General features: G+C 60.9%; 16 protein-coding genes. 9 read left to right on the top strand and 7 right to left on the bottom strand.

The window, feature by feature from the left end:
* Nucleotides 1-57: 57 nt before the first annotated feature.
* From FHS54_RS13815 to FHS54_RS13840, 6 genes are all read right to left on the bottom strand, one after another.
* Entirely contained in the window at nucleotides 58-1,512 is a 1,455-nt protein-coding gene (locus FHS54_RS13815) for an acyl-CoA reductase (RefSeq protein ID WP_167304628.1), read from the bottom strand.
* Between the two features lie 26 nt (nucleotides 1,513-1,538).
* Nucleotides 1,539-2,969 (bottom strand): long-chain-fatty-acid--protein ligase, encoded by a 1,431-nt coding sequence (locus FHS54_RS13820; protein ID WP_167304630.1) that lies wholly within the window; start codon nucleotides 2,967-2,969, stop codon nucleotides 1,539-1,541.
* Nucleotides 2,970-3,026: 57 nt separating this feature from the next.
* Nucleotides 3,027-4,517, bottom strand: a complete 1,491-nt coding sequence (locus tag FHS54_RS13825) for an FAD-binding protein (RefSeq protein ID WP_167304632.1) — start codon at nucleotides 4,515-4,517, stop codon at nucleotides 3,027-3,029.
* Nucleotides 4,518-4,527: 10 nt separating this feature from the next.
* A complete protein-coding gene (locus FHS54_RS13830) occupies nucleotides 4,528-5,094 on the bottom strand; it encodes a VOC family protein (protein WP_167304634.1) in 567 nt (188 codons plus the stop codon).
* Nucleotides 5,094-7,442, bottom strand: coding sequence for a TonB-dependent receptor (locus FHS54_RS13835; protein WP_167304636.1), 2,349 nt, complete (start codon nucleotides 7,440-7,442; stop codon nucleotides 5,094-5,096). The genes FHS54_RS13830 and FHS54_RS13835 overlap by 1 nt, the downstream gene beginning before the upstream one ends.
* 249 nt (nucleotides 7,443-7,691) lie before the next feature.
* On the bottom strand, nucleotides 7,692-8,396 hold the full coding sequence (locus FHS54_RS13840; protein ID WP_167304638.1) for a TetR/AcrR family transcriptional regulator: 705 nt from the start codon (nucleotides 8,394-8,396) through the stop codon (nucleotides 7,692-7,694).
* On the opposite strand from FHS54_RS13840, the gene FHS54_RS13845 reads away from it, so the two are divergent.
* The 9 genes from FHS54_RS13845 (at nucleotide 8,382) to FHS54_RS13885 (ending at nucleotide 17,173) form a co-directional block, all read left to right on the top strand.
* A complete protein-coding gene (locus tag FHS54_RS13845) occupies nucleotides 8,382-8,603 on the top strand; it encodes a hypothetical protein (RefSeq protein ID WP_167304640.1) in 222 nt (73 codons plus the stop codon). The genes FHS54_RS13840 and FHS54_RS13845 overlap by 15 nt on opposite strands.
* Before the next feature lie 200 nt (nucleotides 8,604-8,803).
* Nucleotides 8,804-9,568 (top strand): SDR family NAD(P)-dependent oxidoreductase, encoded by a 765-nt coding sequence (locus FHS54_RS13850; protein ID WP_243855774.1) that lies wholly within the window; start codon nucleotides 8,804-8,806, stop codon nucleotides 9,566-9,568.
* Nucleotides 9,565-9,891: a Rieske (2Fe-2S) protein gene (locus FHS54_RS13855; RefSeq protein WP_167304642.1), complete on the top strand. Its 327-nt coding sequence runs from the start codon at nucleotides 9,565-9,567 to the stop codon at nucleotides 9,889-9,891. Before FHS54_RS13850 ends, FHS54_RS13855 begins: the two co-directional genes overlap by 4 nt.
* 228 nt (nucleotides 9,892-10,119) lie before the next feature.
* A complete protein-coding gene (locus FHS54_RS13860) occupies nucleotides 10,120-11,715 on the top strand; it encodes a GMC family oxidoreductase (RefSeq protein WP_167304643.1) in 1,596 nt (531 codons plus the stop codon).
* A gap of 54 nt (nucleotides 11,716-11,769) precedes the next feature.
* Entirely contained in the window at nucleotides 11,770-13,392 is a 1,623-nt protein-coding gene (locus FHS54_RS13865; protein WP_167304645.1) for an FAD-dependent oxidoreductase, read from the top strand.
* Between the two features lie 13 nt (nucleotides 13,393-13,405).
* Complete coding sequence (locus FHS54_RS13870) at nucleotides 13,406-14,005, top strand: SRPBCC family protein (RefSeq protein WP_167304647.1); 600 nt, start codon at nucleotides 13,406-13,408, stop codon at nucleotides 14,003-14,005.
* Nucleotides 14,006-14,191: 186 nt separating this feature from the next.
* Nucleotides 14,192-15,520, top strand: a complete 1,329-nt coding sequence (locus FHS54_RS13875) for an aromatic ring-hydroxylating oxygenase subunit alpha (RefSeq protein WP_167304649.1) — start codon at nucleotides 14,192-14,194, stop codon at nucleotides 15,518-15,520.
* 144 nt (nucleotides 15,521-15,664) lie between these two features.
* Complete coding sequence (locus FHS54_RS13880) at nucleotides 15,665-16,231, top strand: VOC family protein (RefSeq protein ID WP_167304652.1); 567 nt, start codon at nucleotides 15,665-15,667, stop codon at nucleotides 16,229-16,231.
* A gap of 6 nt (nucleotides 16,232-16,237) precedes the next feature.
* Nucleotides 16,238-17,173 carry an aldo/keto reductase gene (locus FHS54_RS13885; protein ID WP_167304654.1) on the top strand — a complete coding sequence of 312 codons (936 nt, stop codon included), beginning with the start codon at nucleotides 16,238-16,240 and terminating at the stop codon, nucleotides 17,171-17,173.
* Nucleotides 17,174-17,258: 85 nt separating this feature from the next.
* On the opposite strand, the gene FHS54_RS13890 is transcribed toward FHS54_RS13885, so the two are convergent.
* Nucleotides 17,259-17,573 (bottom strand): NIPSNAP family protein, encoded by a 315-nt coding sequence (locus tag FHS54_RS13890; protein WP_167304655.1) that lies wholly within the window; start codon nucleotides 17,571-17,573, stop codon nucleotides 17,259-17,261.
* Nucleotides 17,574-17,729 lie beyond the last annotated feature (156 nt).

A 17,729-nucleotide genomic window follows, 5' to 3' on the forward strand; every position in this document is an offset into this window, starting at 1 on the left:
CGCCGCCCCAAGGATCAAAAACGATCCCGCCCCCCTTCATAATGGTGGCGGGGCTTGTCAGGCCGCGCACATCATCCCGGCGCCTGCTTCCGCAACGGCTTCGTCAAATTGCTCGCGAACACCCCAGCGGGCGAGTCGGCGCATGATCTCCATCGCGTCATGCGGATAGCCCAGCCCTTCATAGGCGATGCAGCCGAGCGGTGAGAGACGCTGCGCGCCCCGCAACATGCATCGGTCGGCAATTTCGGCCTGTGCCGCATTGGGGTAGATGCCGATCGTCTGGGTGTGGATGGTAACGGCGGCTACTGCGGCGTCGAGGTCCGGCACGGGAATGATATTGATGACGCGTCCGCCCAGCCGGTCGCTGAATTCAACCGCCTCCGCCTGTTGCGATACGATAACGCCGCCTTCATTGGCCTTGACCCCGAACACGCGATAATCGTCGGAATAGCGGATGCCCTCTATCTCGTCGCGTAGCACGGGGTCGAAGGCGGGGTGAGGGGAGCTATAGGCAGCGGGCAGGGCCTGCAATGCGTCCTGCACCAGCCGACCGAAGCGGTTCAGCCGGTCCAGCGAGCGATCATCGTCGCCGCACACGACATAGGCGAGGCGGCTGTTGCCGCAGCCTTCCTGATTGAAATAGCCGAAATCCTTGGCCAGCTGCCGCGCGACCCAGCCCATCTGCTCGTCTGATTCCAGTGCTTCCGCGCCGATGATCGATGCGCTGACCTTGGGATCGAGCGCGATCAGGTCGAGGCCGGAAGTCAGATGCTGACGGATGTGGTTCATCGACGCAGGGCCACCCCAGGCAACGATCTTGTCGATGTTGCGCGTGTCGTACAGCTTCTTTTCAAAGCCCAGGTCCCCGCCCTTCCAATAAGCGACGGTCATGTGCCGGGTGATCGGATGATCGGGGTCCATGGCGATCATAGTCTTGGCAATGGCGACGGCGGTGAAGGGGTCGTTCGACGGGCTTTTGACGATATTGTCGCAACGCAGGACCGATCCGTTGATGACCGCGTGCAGCGCCACATTGGGCGCGTTGCCTGCATTCAGGTGAACGATGCGCGATCCAAAGGCGCGCACCATCGCGTCCCGGTCATGCAGCTTCCTGGGCTTCCATCCTTCCAGATAGTCGCGCCCGATATTCTGGTCGATCGCTTCTTCGACGATGGTCCGCCGCAGATTTGCGGCAAAGGAGACATAGGCGGTGCGCAATATGTCGGGTGACTGGCCCGAAGACTGCATGTTCATTTCCAGCGCAAGCCGGATGTCGGGATTGGTGTCCGGGTGCAGCCTGCGGCCCAGTTCCTCAAGAAAATCGAGGATATTGTCCATGCTGACGGAATAATAGTCCTGAAGGTCGGAACCATTGCGCAGGACGATCTGGTTGAGATATTTGTTCACGTCCGGCGTCAGAAAGGCGATTTCGCCCCGGCGTCCTTCATAACGGACCAGATTATCCTCTATGATGCGGCCCCGGATGATAAGCGGGATAGTATATTCTTTCATCTTGAAATGCTCCGAAACAAATAGGGTCAGGACGCTTTGGCCAGAAAGTCCTCAAGGCTTTGGAAGGCCTGCGGCGTGCGGGCGCAGACGATCTTGTCGTCGCCGCCATTCAGTTCCGAGATGCGGTTGATGTCATTGTCCATGAAGGGGCCTTTGCGCCCGCAGGCGCATCCGCCGTCAAAATGTACCGTCACCTGATCGCCGGTGATGACCCCGGCCCAGAAGGTCGTGGGCATGGGGTCGAACACGACCATCCGTCCGGTCTGCGTGCCTGTGCGCGGCAGCGACTGGCCGGTGGCCGGGTCCATCAGGTGGGTGATGCCCCAGGGCAGGGGGTGCAGCTTGTCATGGGGGCAGCAGACCGCCGTCGAGCTGGATTCAGTCATGCCATAGACTTCCTTGACGCGCGCCGGGACATGGTGCGGGAACCGTTCCGCCACCACGTCGCGCCACCCTTCGGGAAAGCTGAACCCCTTGGTGCCGCCGCCGGTCATGATCATGGAATCGGGATGCCATTCGACGAAGATGTCCATCTTCCGGCAGGCTTCGGCCATGAGGTAGAGGTTCATGATCGCGCCGTAGAACATGACCTTCTGACCCTTTAGGCCAACCACGGCATTTTCGATAAAGCGAGTCCACCGTTCGTCCGCATTGGACGCGCGGGTTGCCAGCGCACTGGCGATTGCCTGCTCGGCGGGGCTGAGTTCCAGTTCCTCGCCCAGCGCCTGTGCGCGTTGCAGCCGTCCGTTCAGCCACATTTCGTCAGCGGTCAGCGTGCCGTCGTCCAGCGTGATGAACATGTCCTCCCGGCCATCGTAGCAATTTTCCTTCAGGACACGCATGATGAGCGGGATGTTGTGGCGGCCATAGCGGGAAGGCCACGGACAGACGAAAACATATTCGCCGCTCTTCGCATAAATGCCCGGTTCGTCGCGATATGGCTCGACGATATAGGTGTTCTTGTCGACGAACAGGCTTTCTTCGACAGTGCTCAGGGGGAAGAGCGAAATCTTGCCGCTCGTTCCCGATGAGGTGACTGGCCGCAGCGGCGTCACCCGCTCGACTTCCAGCAGCCATTGTTCGATGGATTCGCAATGTTCGGCATGGACCGCCGACAGGTCGTGGGTGGTGAGCGCCTGGAGCCAGCGGGTGAGTTTGTCAAAGCGCGCCTTTTGCACGTCCAGCGCGGAATAGGATTTGAACATGGTGTGCGGCATGGCGAGACGGGTCAGGTCTTCGAACCCGCTGACTTCATCGACCCCCACTTCCTCCGCCAGGCGCTGGAGCGCGCGCAACTTGGGCTTCAGGGCTTCGAACCGTCGTTTGAACAAGGCGAGCTGGAATTGTTCGACCCTGTCATAGTCCAGGTCAAACAGCTCCTCCTGGCTGAGTTGCAGGAAGCGCCAGGGATCTTCTTCCAGTTGGTCGTAAAGATCATTGCTGGTCTGCGTGGTCATGAATGGCTCCTGGGAATATGTGGAAATGATCGCACAAGGGGGCGGTTGATCTGCGGCTCAGGCGGGTTCGATGGCCAGGCCATGACGCGCTGTCTCTGCGGCTGCGGCTCGACCTGCCCTGCGCCCGAAAAAGGTCGCGCCGCCGATCAGCAGGCCGCTCGCATAGCCCCAGCCTTCGACCGACAGGTTCGGCGCCACCTGGCCGACCGCGTAAAGGCCGGGGACCGGCGTGCCGTCGGGTTTCAGCGCCCGGCCATCAACGTCAGTGTCGATGCCGCCCAGACTGATGCAGCAGAAATAGGCCGATCCGACCGAACAGTTGATCGCGGCAAAGGGTATCTCCGAAATTGGAGCGAGCCATTTGGGGTTCTTACGGAACTCCTCGTCATGGCCGGTGGCGGCATAACGGTTGTAGTCGCCGATCGTCTTCACCAGCGAACCCTCCGGCATGCCGAGGTCGGCCTCCATTTCTGGGATATTGTCCCAGGCGTCGACCACCTCATGCTTGCGTTCCGACCGGATGTCGCCAAGTTCGGGTCGCCCGAAATTGACATTGTCGCAGATCAGATAAGCCTTGCCGTCCGGCTGGTTCAGGATCGCGTCGGTGGACCAGGCGTGATAGACATCCTCCGCCACGAAACGGCGACCCTGGCTGTTGACCAATATGCCTTTCACCAGGCTGGCGGGCGGGTAGAAGGGGGACGTCACCATGCTTTGGTCCAGACCGGTGGTCGCTGCGCCCAGGCTTTGCCCCAGCTCTATTCCTGCGCCATCCGCTGTCGGCACGCCTAGCGGATCGACGCCTTCGCGCACGCCCTTCGATCCATGGGCCAGGCCGAGTTCGCGGTTCCATTCGCAGCCGCCTGTCGCCAGCACGACGCCCTTGCGCGCGGCTACGGCTATATTGCGGCCTTCCTGCCGGTACTGGACACCGGCAACCGCGCCCGCCGCGTCGCGGACAAGGGCGTTGGCCGATGCATCATAGACGATACGGACGCCCAGTTCTTCGAGCCGGTGAAGCAATCGTCCGAACAGTAGATGTCCCACAAACCCACCGCCTGGCTTGTGACCGCGCGGCATCGGTACAGCCGCATCGGACAGCGGCCAGCACGCTTCGCTGCCGGTCCAGACCAGTGTTTCATCGCTATGAGGGTGGAAATGCTTGCCGTCGAAATAGCGTTCGTTGAACGTGACGCCCAGCGACATCAGCCAGTCATAATGGTCGACGCTGCCCGCGCAATAGGCGTCGACCTTGTCCATAGCGGCCTTGGGCTGGGTGGCCTTCAGGAACCGCGCCATATTGTCGGGCGTGTCGGCAAAGCCGTTGGCCGTTTGCGGGGGCGTGCCGCCGCCCAGATAGATGAACCCGCCCGACATCGCAGTGGAGCCACCGCCGCCCGACGTCCGTTCGATGACCAGGACGTCCGCGCCCGCTTCGGCGGCGGCAATCGCGGCGGAAGCGCCGGCCCCTCCCAGTCCGACGATGATGACGTCGGCGGTGGCGGCGAATTGCACCTCGTCCAGCGTCTTGGCTGCTTCGATCTTCACGATAATCCTCTCAGTTCTGCGGCGGCGTGTCGCCGTTCAGTTCCAGCATGCGGACGGGATCGCTGCCGTCCCAATATCGCGCGGCTTGGGCCACATCGCGGAACAGGTTGACCAGCACCGGCTCTGTGGGGACCAGTTCCAGCATGCAGCCCATTTCGCGCCGGGTGTCGGCATAGGCCACCTGCGCCCCGCCGACCGACCGGAACTCGCTGGCCATCTCTATGCCCCGCGCCCGCAGGCGAGCGATTTCTTCACCCACATCGTGAACCATGCGGCACATATGGTGAAATCCGCTCTGTCCTTCGGACACCACGTCGCGATAGGCGGACGGACCCGCGCTGGTCTGCTGGATCAGTTCGATCTGAACCGGCCCCGCCTGCGCCAGCGCCGCTTTGAAAGCGAGCGGTTCGGGCCGTCCGCGATACAGCGCGTCAGGGTAATCCGCATCGCGGCGGAAGAATGGCCCGATGCCCATGGACAGCCATCGCTGCATCGCTTCGTCCAGGTCGGGCACGACCCAGCAATTCTGCAGCAACTCCAGCCGGTCGGCGTTCACGGGAAGGTCGTCGGCGGTCATCAGAAGTCCGCCGCCAACGACACGCCCCATGTCCGCCCGACGCTGGGGATCGCGAAGTCAATGAACGACCCTGCCGTATTGCTGGACGTGAAGCCATCATAGATGGTGTTATTCGTCACATTCTTGACGAAGCCCGTCAGCGTCATCCTGAGGCTGTCATGCACTGGAAATTCATAGCGCATGGCGAGATCGACCTTGGTGACCGGGGGAATGGACCCGCGCGGGTCGTTGAGTACGCTCGTTTCGTACCGGGAGGTGTGGTAGACAGCGGCGTTCAGTCCCGCCCGGCCTGCCCCAAGGTCAAAGGTGTAATCGGAAATCGCGCCTGCGGTCCATTTGGGCGTGCGGCGAAGCTTCAGGTCCTTAAGATCCGCCAGGCCCTGCCCGGCAAGATTGCCGATAAAGCTCAGATATTTCGCGTCCAGATAGCCGGCCGATCCGGTGATCGTCCATCCGGCGACAGGGACCACCGCTAGTTCAGCTTCCACGCCCTTGTACCGCGCCTTGGCGGCATTGACGGTAGCGGTCACCAACGCACCGCCCGGCACCACAGTCAGGACATCTTCCTGCTTGTCCTTCAACGTGTTGTGGAACGCCGCGACGTTAAGGCGCACGCGGCGGTTGAACCACTCGCTCTTGAAGCCAATTTCATAGGCGTCCATGATTTCAGGGCGATAGGGAATGACGGCGTTGACAATGCTGCCTGCGCGACCGTTGAACCCACCAGCGTTATAACCACGGCTCCAGTTGGCGTAGACCAGCAGGTCGGGCTTCACATCATATTGCAGCCCGATGCGCGGGGTCAGTTCGTCGAACTTGACCGAAGCGCTGACCGGCCCCTGCTGAGGTCCCAACACGAACTGGTCGCGGAAGGGTTGCTGGATGCGCCCCCAAAGCGTGAAGTTCGTTTGCTTGCGATCCCAGGTCTGCCGTGCGCCTGCGGTCACCCGCAGCTTGTCGGTGATGTCCCAGTCACCCTGGAAGAACAGCGCGAAGGAGCGGCTTTTCTGCCGGATGCGATAGGCGTTGAGTGAGTTGAAGAAAGAGGTGCCCGGCGGGGTGACCGGCGACAGTCCAGCCAAATCGACCGACGGGAATTGCCGGGCGGTAAAGGCATATTCGATGTAGAAAGCGCCGGTCACGAAATTGATCGGCCCGTCGAACTGCGTTTCCGCGCGCAGTTCCTGCGAAAACTGCCAGGAGCTTTCCCGCTTGTCGTTGCGCTGTATGGCGAACCGGGTCGCGTCAAAGTCGCCGATCTGGTCTTCCTTGTCCTCACGATAGCCCGACAGGCTGACCAGCTTTACGCCGTCCAGTTCGTGCGCAACCTCCAACGTCACGGCGTTCAGGTTGTAGTAGGCGGGAAACTGGGTCGTTTCGACATCATTGCGCTTCTTGCTGAGCGGCCTGCAGACGATGGAAGTTGCAGGATTGAGGCACTGCATATTCTGCCCCGAAACATAAGTCGGATAACCCAGCGTACCAAGGCCGTTGGGCGTGAGCAGCTTGGGTCCCGTCAACGGAATGAGGTCGGGGGTCATCAGCGGGACATAGGGCGGCACCTCGCTGTCATCCTCCATCCGTTCCAAGGACAGGTAGATGCTGGTCCGGTCGCTCGGTGTCGCCACCAGCGAAAGCATATAGTCGCGCATGTCGCGCTTGCCTTCGCGGCCGCCGGTGATGCTGTTGCGAAACTCGCCATCATGCTTCTTGATCGCGATCGCGCCCTTGACCGCCAGAAGGCCGGGAATGATCGGCGCCATGATCACGCCTTCAAAATCCGTTCGCCCGAAACTTCCCACTGTCGCGCGCAGCTTGCCAGTGGCGGCAGCATCGGGATCGGGGCGGGACCGGATGACGTTTAGCGTACCGCCCGTGGTGTTACGGCCAAACAGCAAGCCCTGGGGACCGCGCAGAACCTCCAGCCGTTCGATGTCGAACGCGTCGAGCAGCGTCCCGCGCTGAAACGCCAGCGGAATGCCGTCGATCGTGAAGCCGATACCCGATTCCACCGCGCGATTGGGGTCCTGAAGCGAGATGCCGCGCAGGCTGATCTGCGGCGTGTTCAGCGCGGCGCCTGAGCGCGAAATGGTCATGCCTGGGACCAGGCCCCGCAGGCCGGTGAGCGCGTCGAGATTGGATGCGCGCATAGCCTCGCCAGTGAAGGCGGTCACGGCGACCGGCACATCCTGCAAGGGCATGGCCCGTTTCTGGGCGGTGACAATGATGTCCGCCAGCCCGACCGTGGAGGTCTTCGTTGAATCCTCCGACGTTTGCGCGAAAGCGCTGCCCGCTCCCATGACGCCCAAACTGAGCGCCAATAGCGAAGTTCCTCTCAAGATCCTCATGCCATCCCCTCCAATATGTTTGCGGTCGCTCGGCCATCGCGTCATTTTCCGCGAGGGTCTGTCTGAGCGCCGGTGACTCGCCTGGAAGCGGCCACTGGCCTGATAAGAACGCAATCGGAGGGCAGTGGAAAGTTCGATAATAGGCCGGGGGACCAAGCCGGTGACGGCAACCTTTAACCGACCAATGTCAGAAGTGGGCAGGCAAGGGTTTGTGGTGGGTGCGAAGTGCCAACTCTAGGGCAGTGGGCTTTAGGCCTTCTTGCGACGCCTTGGGGCAGGTTTGGCCGATAGTTTCGTGACAGTGGACGCCAGCAATTCGATTTGAGATGTCGCCATTTCTATGAGGGTGGGGTCCTCATGCGCGGCAAGGGTCCGGGCCGCCGCCAAAATCCTGCTTTCTGGCTTGGAAGTTTCAGAGGGGGACCCGTAACGTTCTTCGGCGCGCGCGATAAAGTCCAGCGCGACTTCCGTCGCCTGTTTGACCGCAAAATCGGTGATCTTGCCATGCCGCTGAGTGCTGGCTTCGAAAATGGCCGACTGGATGATGACCAGCGTTCGGAACGGGTCTTCTTCCGACAGCGGTTCGACTGCCCAACCCGTATGCCACAAGGTGTGGTAGGGAAGCGCCGCCACCTTGTCGAAGTCCTTCACCAGATGATGGGATTCGAAAGGAATGTGCCTTGCGAGCGCGCCCGGCTTGGCCGGGTTGGGTTGGTTGAAATAATTCTGGATTCCCTTGATCATCAGCGTGACCAATTGTTCCAGGCTGGCGGGCTTGCGCCGCCGCACATAGCTTTCCACCTCAACGCCCGTTTGCTGGACGAACCGGATCGCGATCTGACCCAATATTTCGTCAACACTGGCGAAGTGAGAATAGATTGATGTTCGCGTGATGTTGCCATGGTCGGCGATCATCGCGATGGAGATGTCGGCAGGGGCATGTTCCTTGAGCAACTCTATCGTTGCTTCAATGATTCGATCGACGCGGGCGCGGCCAGGCGCTCGCTGGCCGAGCTTTTCCCGTTCGGAAAGCAGCTCATTCTGAAGGGTCTGGAGAGTATGGGGCTGGGCATCTGTGATCAAACTGTGAGGTTTGATCGTCGTTGGTTTTTTTTCGGATTTCCCAGTGAGCCGCGTCAATCCCTGTTTTTTCATGAATGAACCATATCATAAGGAGGGGATGTTTCAAGGGAGGTAGTTATGCGACTGCTGTCAAAAAATAGTATCCTAGCGGACGATATGCCTTTACAGTTTCGCACCGGCGCAGTAATCCATCGTTAAGTGACATTTGTCTGTCGTTCGAGAGTCTGCGGTCGTGAGTTGCAGCCGGACGGTGGATTAGGGTGAAAAGGAGAGGGCGGTTGGGCAGTCGATTGGCCGGCAGAACGGCGATCATCACTGGCGCTGGTTCGATGCAGGGGATGGGCTTTGCGACGGCCCGCCTGTTCGCGCGCGAGGGTGCGTCGGTCATGCTGACGGACCTTGATGAGGCAGTTGCTGCTGCTGCTGCGGCTGCTATCGTTCAGGAGGGCGGCATTGCTTTGTCGCGGTCGCAGGATGTCCGCCAGGAAAGCGGCTGGCAGGAAATGGCGGCCAGCATGGTGGAGCGGTTCGGGCGCATCGACATCCTCATCAACAATGCCGGTATGTACTATGCCGACTATATCTCCGACACGCCTGTTGGCATGCTCGACCGTCTGGTGGAGGTGAATGTGCGTGGCGCTTTCCTTGGTTGCCAGACGGTGATCCCGCACATGCGCGCCAATGGCGGCGGTTCCATCGTCAATATTTCATCTGTTGCGGCCTTGATCGGGGTTCACAGAAGCGCAGCCTATGCCGCGACCAAGGGCGCGGTTCGCGCGATGAGCAAGAGCGTCGCGCTGGACGAAGCGCCCTATGGCATCCGGTGCAATTCGGTGCATCCCGGCACCATCGAAACGGCCATGGTCGGCGAGCTGTTGAAGGGAGACCCCGCTGCCATCAACGCCGCGACCGCGCCGATCCCGATGGGTCGCATGGGCCGACCGGAAGACGTGGCGAACATGTCGCTGTTCCTGGCATCGGACGAGGCGTCCTATGTGACGGGTGCTGAATTTGTCGTTGATGGAGGCTTGAGCATAGCATGAGCGCCGACTTTTTTCCTGTCGCGGCGGCCGCCGACCTGCCCAACAACAGCAGCAAAGCGATCACGCTGAACGGGGTGAAGCTGTTGCTGTGTCATGCTGACGGAGAATTTTTCTGTGTTCAGAATGAATGCACGCACCGGGCGTTTTCGCTGGAGAGTGGCCGGATCAGGCGGTGCATGGTGCTATGCCCGGAACATGGCATGCCGTTCGACCTGCGCACCGGAAACCCCAAAGGACAGCTGACGGACAAGCCACTTCGCACATATGAGACGCGGGTCGTGGACGGCCAAATAGAGGTTGCGATGTCGGTGGAGGTCAGTTGAGACGAGAAAGGCCATCGGGTGGACATCATTGCCTAATGTGACAATGGTTGCTTAAACGATGCGGAGGCACGGAAGCGTGCCGATGAAGATAATAGGAGGCCGGGATACGGCCTTTAAAGGAGCAGGATCGTTGCAGGATCATTCGCATTTCCGCGGCTGCGCGCTAGCCAATCATGGCAGGATGACCGCGATTTTCGGCAAGCCCGTCATGCTGCCGGAATGTGCGCTATGACCGCCGATTATATCATCGTCGGTGCCGGTGCGGCTGGCTGTGCGCTCGCCAACCGATTGTCGGAAGACCCGCGCAACCGGGTGATCCTGCTGGAGGCGGGTGGCCGTGACCGCGATCCGTTGATTCACGCCCCCGGCGGGCTGATGCCGCTGCTCATGTCCGGCAAGCATAGCTGGAACTATATGAGCGCGCCGCAGGAAGAGTTGAACGACCGCGTCCTCTTCCTGCCCCGTGGCAAGGTGCTGGGCGGCGGCAGTTCCATCAACGGCATGATCTATGATCGCGGCACCCCCAGCGACTATGACCGATGGGCGGCGCTGGGCAATGCGGGCTGGTCCTATGCCGACCTGCTGCCCTATTTCAAACGGGCCGAAAGCTATGAACCGGGTGGCGATGAACAGTGGCATGGTCATTCCGGGCCGGTCAGGATCAGCCGTCCGGGCGTCCATAATCCGCTGGCCAAGGCGTTCCTGCATGCCTGCGAGGAGGCAGGATACCCCTATAATGACGACACTAATGGTGCCACCCGCGAAGGGGCCGGGCCTGTCGACATGTTCGTCAGCAAGGGCCGTCGATGGAGCGCGGCAACGGCCTATATAAAGCCGGTTCGGTCGCGTCCCAACCTGGACGTCCGCCTGGGCGTGCAAGTGTTGAAGATACTGGTGGAGAATGGCCGTGCCGCCGGGGTGCGCATCAGGGAAAAGGGGCAGGACGCGGATATTCGCACGCAAGGAGAAGTGATCCTGTGCGGGGGTGGCATCAATTCGCCCCAGCTATTGATGCTGTCGGGCATTGGCGGTGCTGCCGCATTGTCGCAGGTCGGCATAGATCCCGTTCTGGACCTGCCCGGCGTCGGCGGAAACCTGCAGGACCATCTGTCCGTCTATGTGAAACAGGCCGTGACGCAGCCGGTGTCGCACTATCAATATGTCAGCCCGCTAAAGGGGGCGACGGCCCTGGCGCAATATCTCGCATTTCGTAAGGGGCCTTTGGCCAGCACGGGCATGGAGGCGGTCGCCTATGTGCGGTCGCGGCCCGATGTCCCGGAAGCGGACGTGAAGCTGTCGCTGGTGCTGGCGCTGATGAACGACCAGATGACCGGCCTGATGCCGCGCCACGGCTTCATGGCGCATGTCTGCGTCGTCCGGCCACATAGCCGTGGTCATGTGACGCTTGCATCGCCCGATCCGCTGGCAGCGCCGGTCGTGGATCATCGCTATCTGAGCGATAACCGGGACATGGTCGATTTCCGCAACGGCATTCGCGTGTGCCGGGAAATTTTCGGGCAGGCCGCCTTTGACCCCTATCGTGGCGATGAACTGACGCCGGGTGCGTCCTGCCAGTCCGATAGCCAGATCGACGCCTTCATCCGCGCCAACGCCAATGCGGACTATCACACGGCGGGCACATGCAAGATGGGATCGGACGATGACAGCGTCGTAGATGCTCGCCTGCGCGTGCGGGGGATCGCAGGGCTGCGGGTCGCCGACACGTCGGTGATGCCGACCCTGGTTGGCGGCAACACGAATATGCCCGCGATCATGATCGGCGAAAAGGCGGCGGACCTGATCCGGGGGCGCAGTCATGCGTGACGCGCGCAAGGAAAGTATCAAGCGGACGGAACCGCGAGTGTTTGGAGAGCGATAATGCCGGTTTGGGACGAGGTTTTCGACGTCGTTGTCATGGGTTCGGGCGCGGCGGGCGTGTCGGCGGCGATGGCGGCGCAGCATCGCGGCGTCAGGACGCTGGTGCTGGAGCGCAGCGACAAGCTGGGCGGAACCAGCGCCGTTTCGGGCGGCGTGCCGTGGATTCCCAACAACCACCACATGCATGAGGTGGGGACGACGGACTCACGCGAACAGGCGCTCACCTATCTACGCAGCCTTTCGCTGGGGAAAATGGATATCGAGCTGGCGGAAACCTATGTCGATGAAGGCCCCCAGGTGCTGCGCTTCATCGAGGATGAGACGCAGTTGAAGTTTCGCGCGCTCAAGACGCCCGACTATCATCCCGAACATCCCGGCGGAACCTTTGGCCGCTCCGTCAGCCCCGGCCTGTTCCCTGGGGGAGAGCTGGGCGAACTGCGCGCCCATCTGCGGTCCGCGCCCTGTTTTCCGCTGCCAGTGGCAATGACGGACATAGATGACGGCACGAACATGCTGGACCCCGTGGTCATCGGCGACCGGCTGGCCAAGGGCATGGTCGGCACTGGCATGGCGCTGATGGCGGGCCTGATCAAAGGCGCGGTCGACAAGGGCGTGGAGTTCCGCCGCAACGCGCGGGGCCGCCGCCTGGTCATCGAGGATGGCGCGATCGTCGGCATCGAAGTGGAACAGGACGGTCGCATGGTCAGGATTGGCGCGCGGCGCGCGGTGATCCTGGCGAGTGGCGGCTTTGAATGGAACAAGGACATGGCGACCGACCTGATGGGCGGTCCCATCGAAGGTCCGCTGAGCCCGCCCTTTAATGAAGGCGACGGCCTGATCATGGCGGCAGAGGCGCAGGCCAGCATGGCCAACGCGCACGAAGCCTGGTGGATGCCGATGATCCGCATCCCCGGCGACGAATATGAAGGACAGCAGCTTAACCGCATGGTCGTGGGCGAAAGGGCCGCGCCCGGTTCGATCATGGTCAACCGCGCGGGCAAGCGTTTCGTCAACGAAGCGCATAATTATAACGATGTTGGCCGGTCCTTCCGCAACTTCGATCCTGTCGCCTTCGACTATCCGAACCTGCCCGCCTGGATCATCATCGACGCCACATTTCTGGACAAATATCCGTTCGGGACGCGATATCCGGGTGATCCCGTCCCCGCGTGGCTGGAATCCGCGCCGACGTTGCGCGAACTGGCGCAGAAGATCGGCGTCGATCCCGATGGGCTGGAAAACACGGTCGCGCGCTTCAACGACAATGTGGCGCGGGGCGAAGACCCCGACTTCCATCGCGGTCGGAGCGTCTATGATCGTCACTATGGCGACCCGTCGCGCGAAGGTGCGCTCCAGTCGCTGGGGCCGATCGGACAAGCGCCCTATTATGCGTGTCGCGTCTATTCGGGCGTGTTGGGCACCAAGGGTGGGCCAAAGATAAATGCCAAGGCCGAAGTGGTGAATGTCCGGGGTGGGCGCATCCCCGGCCTTTATGCCGCAGGCAATGTGTCCGGCGGCTTCACCGGCATGGCCTATCCCGGCGCGGGGGCCACGATCGGACCCGGCCTGGTCTTTGGCCATATCGCCGGGCGCGAAGCGGCATCCAGCGTCAACCGGTTCTGAAAAGGAGGCGATATTGCCCGAAGTCGAACATACCACCACTGTCGCCGCGTCGATGCCCCAGGTTTGGAACTTCGTCGAGGACATGGACAATTGGGCGCCTTTCCTGACGGGCTACCAGCGGCATGAGAAGATCAACCGCGACGAGTCCATCTGGGTGGTGAAGGGCGAGCTGGGCGGGCTGACGCGAACGGCGGAGTTCAAGGTCCAGGTGACCGAGTGGCAGGAGCCAAGCCGCGTCACGTTCGTGATGCAGGGCGTGCAGGAGCCTGTCACCGGGTCCGGCGAGTTTTTGGCGACCGATCTGGGCGGTGGCGCGGATGATGCGTCGTCCGCGCCTGCCGCTGCGCCCGCTTCGACGGGAAGCTGGCTGGGCCGGTTGTGGGACCGGCTGTCCCGCTGGCTATTGCGGCGCGTCACCAACAGCGTTGACGTGCAGGCCGTGAAACCTGCGGTTAGCGGGGGACAACGGAACACGCAGATCACCTTCCGCCTGAACGTTCAGGCGGGCGGAGCGACCGGCCCGGTGCTGAACCTGTTGCTGGGGCCGATGCTGAAGCCGGTGGCCGAAGATCTGGCGATGAAGATCGCTCGGTCGGTGGATAGTCCGGGCTAGAAGGGCGTGACGAAGCGGGGAAGCTCTGCTATTGACGGACAATTGTCCGTTATGCATGATTGTTGAAAATTCGCCCCTCTACGCCTGCCGCATTTGGCGCAGGCAGTTGCAGGCGCGGCGTGATGGTTTGGGAATAGACCCGGCGGGGCGTGCTGCACGCCGGATTGCATCGACAGGAGATGGAATATGACAGAGAATCTGGCCGAAAAGGCAGGCGCCGGGCGTTCTTCGAAACTTCAGGGCTGGCGATATTTTGACCGCGACTTTGCCGCGCGCGAATGGGACGCCGTCTGGACAAAAAGCTGGCTGGTGATCTGCCGGGAAGACCAGATTCCCGAACCCGGCGATTTCCTGGTGGAGGAAGTCGGCGCGGAATCCATCCTGGTGGTTCGCCAGGAAGATGGCGGCATCAAGGCGTTCTACAATGTGTGCCAGCATCGCGGGAACAAGCTGGTGGCCGTGGCGGAAGGTTCGATGCCGTCGTTCACATGCGCCTATCATAGCTGGAAATGGTCGCTGGAAGGCGAATGCATCGGCGCGCAGGACCCGGAAGATTTCGCGGCTGGCTCGCCCTGTGGGCGCAAGCGGCTGGCGGAGATCAACAGCGAGATATTCGCCAGCTTCGTATGGGTGAACATGGATGCCAACCCGATGCCGCTCAACGAATATCTGGGCGAATTGTATGAACCGCTGGCCCGTTATCCGTTCGAATTGATGCACGCCACCCAGGCTATTTCGGTGCGGATGCCGTGCAACTGGAAGATCATATCGGACAATTTCCGCGAGACCTACCACATCCCCACGGCGCACCCGGAAGGGCTGTATGTCAACGAGCCCTATTATGTGACCGCGATCATCGAAACGTTGAAAAACGGTCATGCACGTCTTGTGACGCCGGGCAGCCAGCCGTCGCGTTACTTGCCAGACGGAAAACTGGAGATCGACGATTATCTGATCCAGGACCTGAAGACCTGGGAACTGGACCCCGAAGATTTCCAGGACAAGCCGCTGGCAATCCGTGAGGCAATCATCGCGCAGAAGCGCAAGCTGGGGGAAGGTCGCGGGCATGGCCATTATAACCGGATGGAAGATGCGCAGCTGACCGACACCTTCCTCTATTCGATCTTCCCCAACCTGACGCTGACCTGTTTTTCGGACGGAATGCTGTTCCTGCGCGCGCTGCCGCACCCGACCGATCCTGAAAAATGCACGTTCGACACATGGTTCTACGCGACCGGATCGGAGGATTTTTTCACCAAGATGCTGACGTCCGCAGGCGGAGTGAGCGAGACGAGCCGCGAGCCGGTAGAGCGCGAGTGGCGCAACTTTGGCGAAGGAAGCCTGGGCATCACGCTGGACGGCGATGCGGGCATCATGGAAGCGCAGCAACGCGGCATGCATTCGCGCGGATGGAACGGCGCGGAGCTGGCCGGGCAGGAAAAGCGGATCACCCATTATCATGACCGCATCGACCAGCTGATCGCCGACAATGAAATGTCGATTGCCGCCGAATGATGAATGGCCTGCGGGCGTTCGCGCGCTCAGGCTGACGCGGATGTGACGGATTTCAGCGGGTAGACGCCGGAGCTGCGTGCGTACGCCCTCATCCTGGGCGCGCACATAATGCTGACGGCCAATGTGACGATAAGGAGAGGCTCAATGTTTCTGGACCCAGTTTCGGGCCAACTCAAAAAGGTCCGGCAGATCGCCTTTGTCGTGCCGAATGCGGTTGAATGGGCGCACCGGCACATGGCCCGTTTCGGGTCAGGTCCCTTTTTCGTATTGGCCCATCTGCCGCATGATTTGCAGACCTATCGGGGCAAGGAAATCGACCTGGATACGACAGGCGTCGTCGGTCAATGGGGCGACGTGATGATCGAATTGGTGGAGCAGCATTGCGATACGCCATCGGCCTATAGCGAACTTTATCCCACGGGTGGCCCCGGCCTGCACCATATGACCGTGTTCGTCGATGACCTTCACGAGGCGATCAAGGATTATGAAAGCAAGGGTTTCGACAATATCCTGTATTCGGTTGTTTCCCCGCTCGGCGATACCAAGCCCAGTCCCTATGCCATGATGGATACGCGCAAGGAGTTCGGCATGTTGACCGAATTCTACGAAGAGGCCGTCGTCAGCGACTTCTACAAGATGGTGCGCGAATCCGCTGAGGGTTGGGATAGGTCGGACCCCATCCGCTATATCTATGGACAAGCTGAGGGATGATTCAGCATGCAAACGCGTAACCTTGGTAAGTCGGACCTTAAAGTGTCCGTCGCAGGTCTTGGCTGCAACAATTTCGGCTGGTTCCTCGACAGGGAAAAGTCGTTGGAGGTCATTGGCGCCGCGATCGACGCGGGCATCAACTTCTTCGACACGGCGAATAATTATGGCTTCCCGCCCGGAGAATCGGAACGCATCCTTGGCGAAGCGGTGCGTGGTCGCCGTGATGGAGTCATCATCGCCACCAAGGTCGGCGACAAGGTGGGTGACAGCGACGAGAATCAGGGCGCGGCCCCGGCCTATGTGCGTCAGGCTTTGGAACAGAGCCTGACCAATTTGGGCACGGATTATGTGGACCTCTATCAGCTTCACTACCCCGATCCGAAGGTGCCGATCGCTGAAACGCTGGGCGCTTTCGACCAACTGATTCAGGAAGGCAAGGTGCGCTATGTCGGCTGCGCGAACCATAGCGCCGCGCAGTTGGCGGAAGCACTGGACGCGGCCGGGGCGACGCATCGTGCGGCATTCATCTCGTGCCAGTCGGAATATAGCCTGTTGGCGCGTGACGTCGAAAGCGACCTTGCGCCACTGATGGCGAAGAATGGCGTCGGGTTTCTTCCCTATTTCCCGCTGGCGAACGGATTGCTGACGGGTAAATATCTGGGTGGGGATGACAGTGCGGGCCGTCTGGAGACGCTCAAGCAGATCCCCTTCTTTGAGAAATTCCTGACGCCGGAACGGTTCGAAAAAGTCGGTCGCCTGGCCGAAATCTCTCGCAGATCGGGCATTCCGATGGTCACGCTTGCCCTGGGATGGCTCGCCGCGCAGCCCTTCGTCTCATCGGTGATCGCTGGCGCGACCAAGGCGGAGCAGGTTCGCGCCAATGCCGAGGCATGCATGACGGCGTTGCCGCAGGAGCTGTTGTCGGAGTTGGACCAGTTGTGACGACCGGCGTCATTTACGTCGCGATCAGTTGATCCATGCATCGCCGGGAACGAAGTTTCCCGGCGATGGTGCCTTTCGACTATTATCAGCGGGACGGCGAGTAGGGCGCGGCATCCGCGAAGATCAGCGTTTCCTTCGCGCCGCTTTTGCAGAGTTCCTGATAGATCCTGCCCGCTTCGGGCGCGGCCGCCATCGCCTGAATGCCCGTGTCAAAGGCATTCATGTCGGGCAATTTCCACAGATGAATCACAGTATTGGCCCGTCCGATCTTGGTCACTAGCCCGGCGATCATTTCCCACCCTGCGCTTTCGGCTATCCGCTTCATGTCGGGAACAATGTTCAGAAAGACCGGAAGGGTTTCATAGTCGAGTTCCAAGGTTGCCTGAAGATAAACGCTCATCTGATCCATCCACGCCTAAGATTATGGGATTATAGAAACGGGTTTTACCGTCTGGGCAAGAATCTAAATGACTCCCGTCCGTTATGCAAGTGATAGCTCTGGTGTCTGGAGCGCTGCGGACGGCGGGCAGTGGCGACGTAAGAGATCGCGCGGATG

The organism is Sphingobium vermicomposti, assembly GCF_011762025.1.
GTDB classification, from domain to species: Bacteria; Pseudomonadota; Alphaproteobacteria; order Sphingomonadales; family Sphingomonadaceae; genus Sphingobium; species Sphingobium vermicomposti.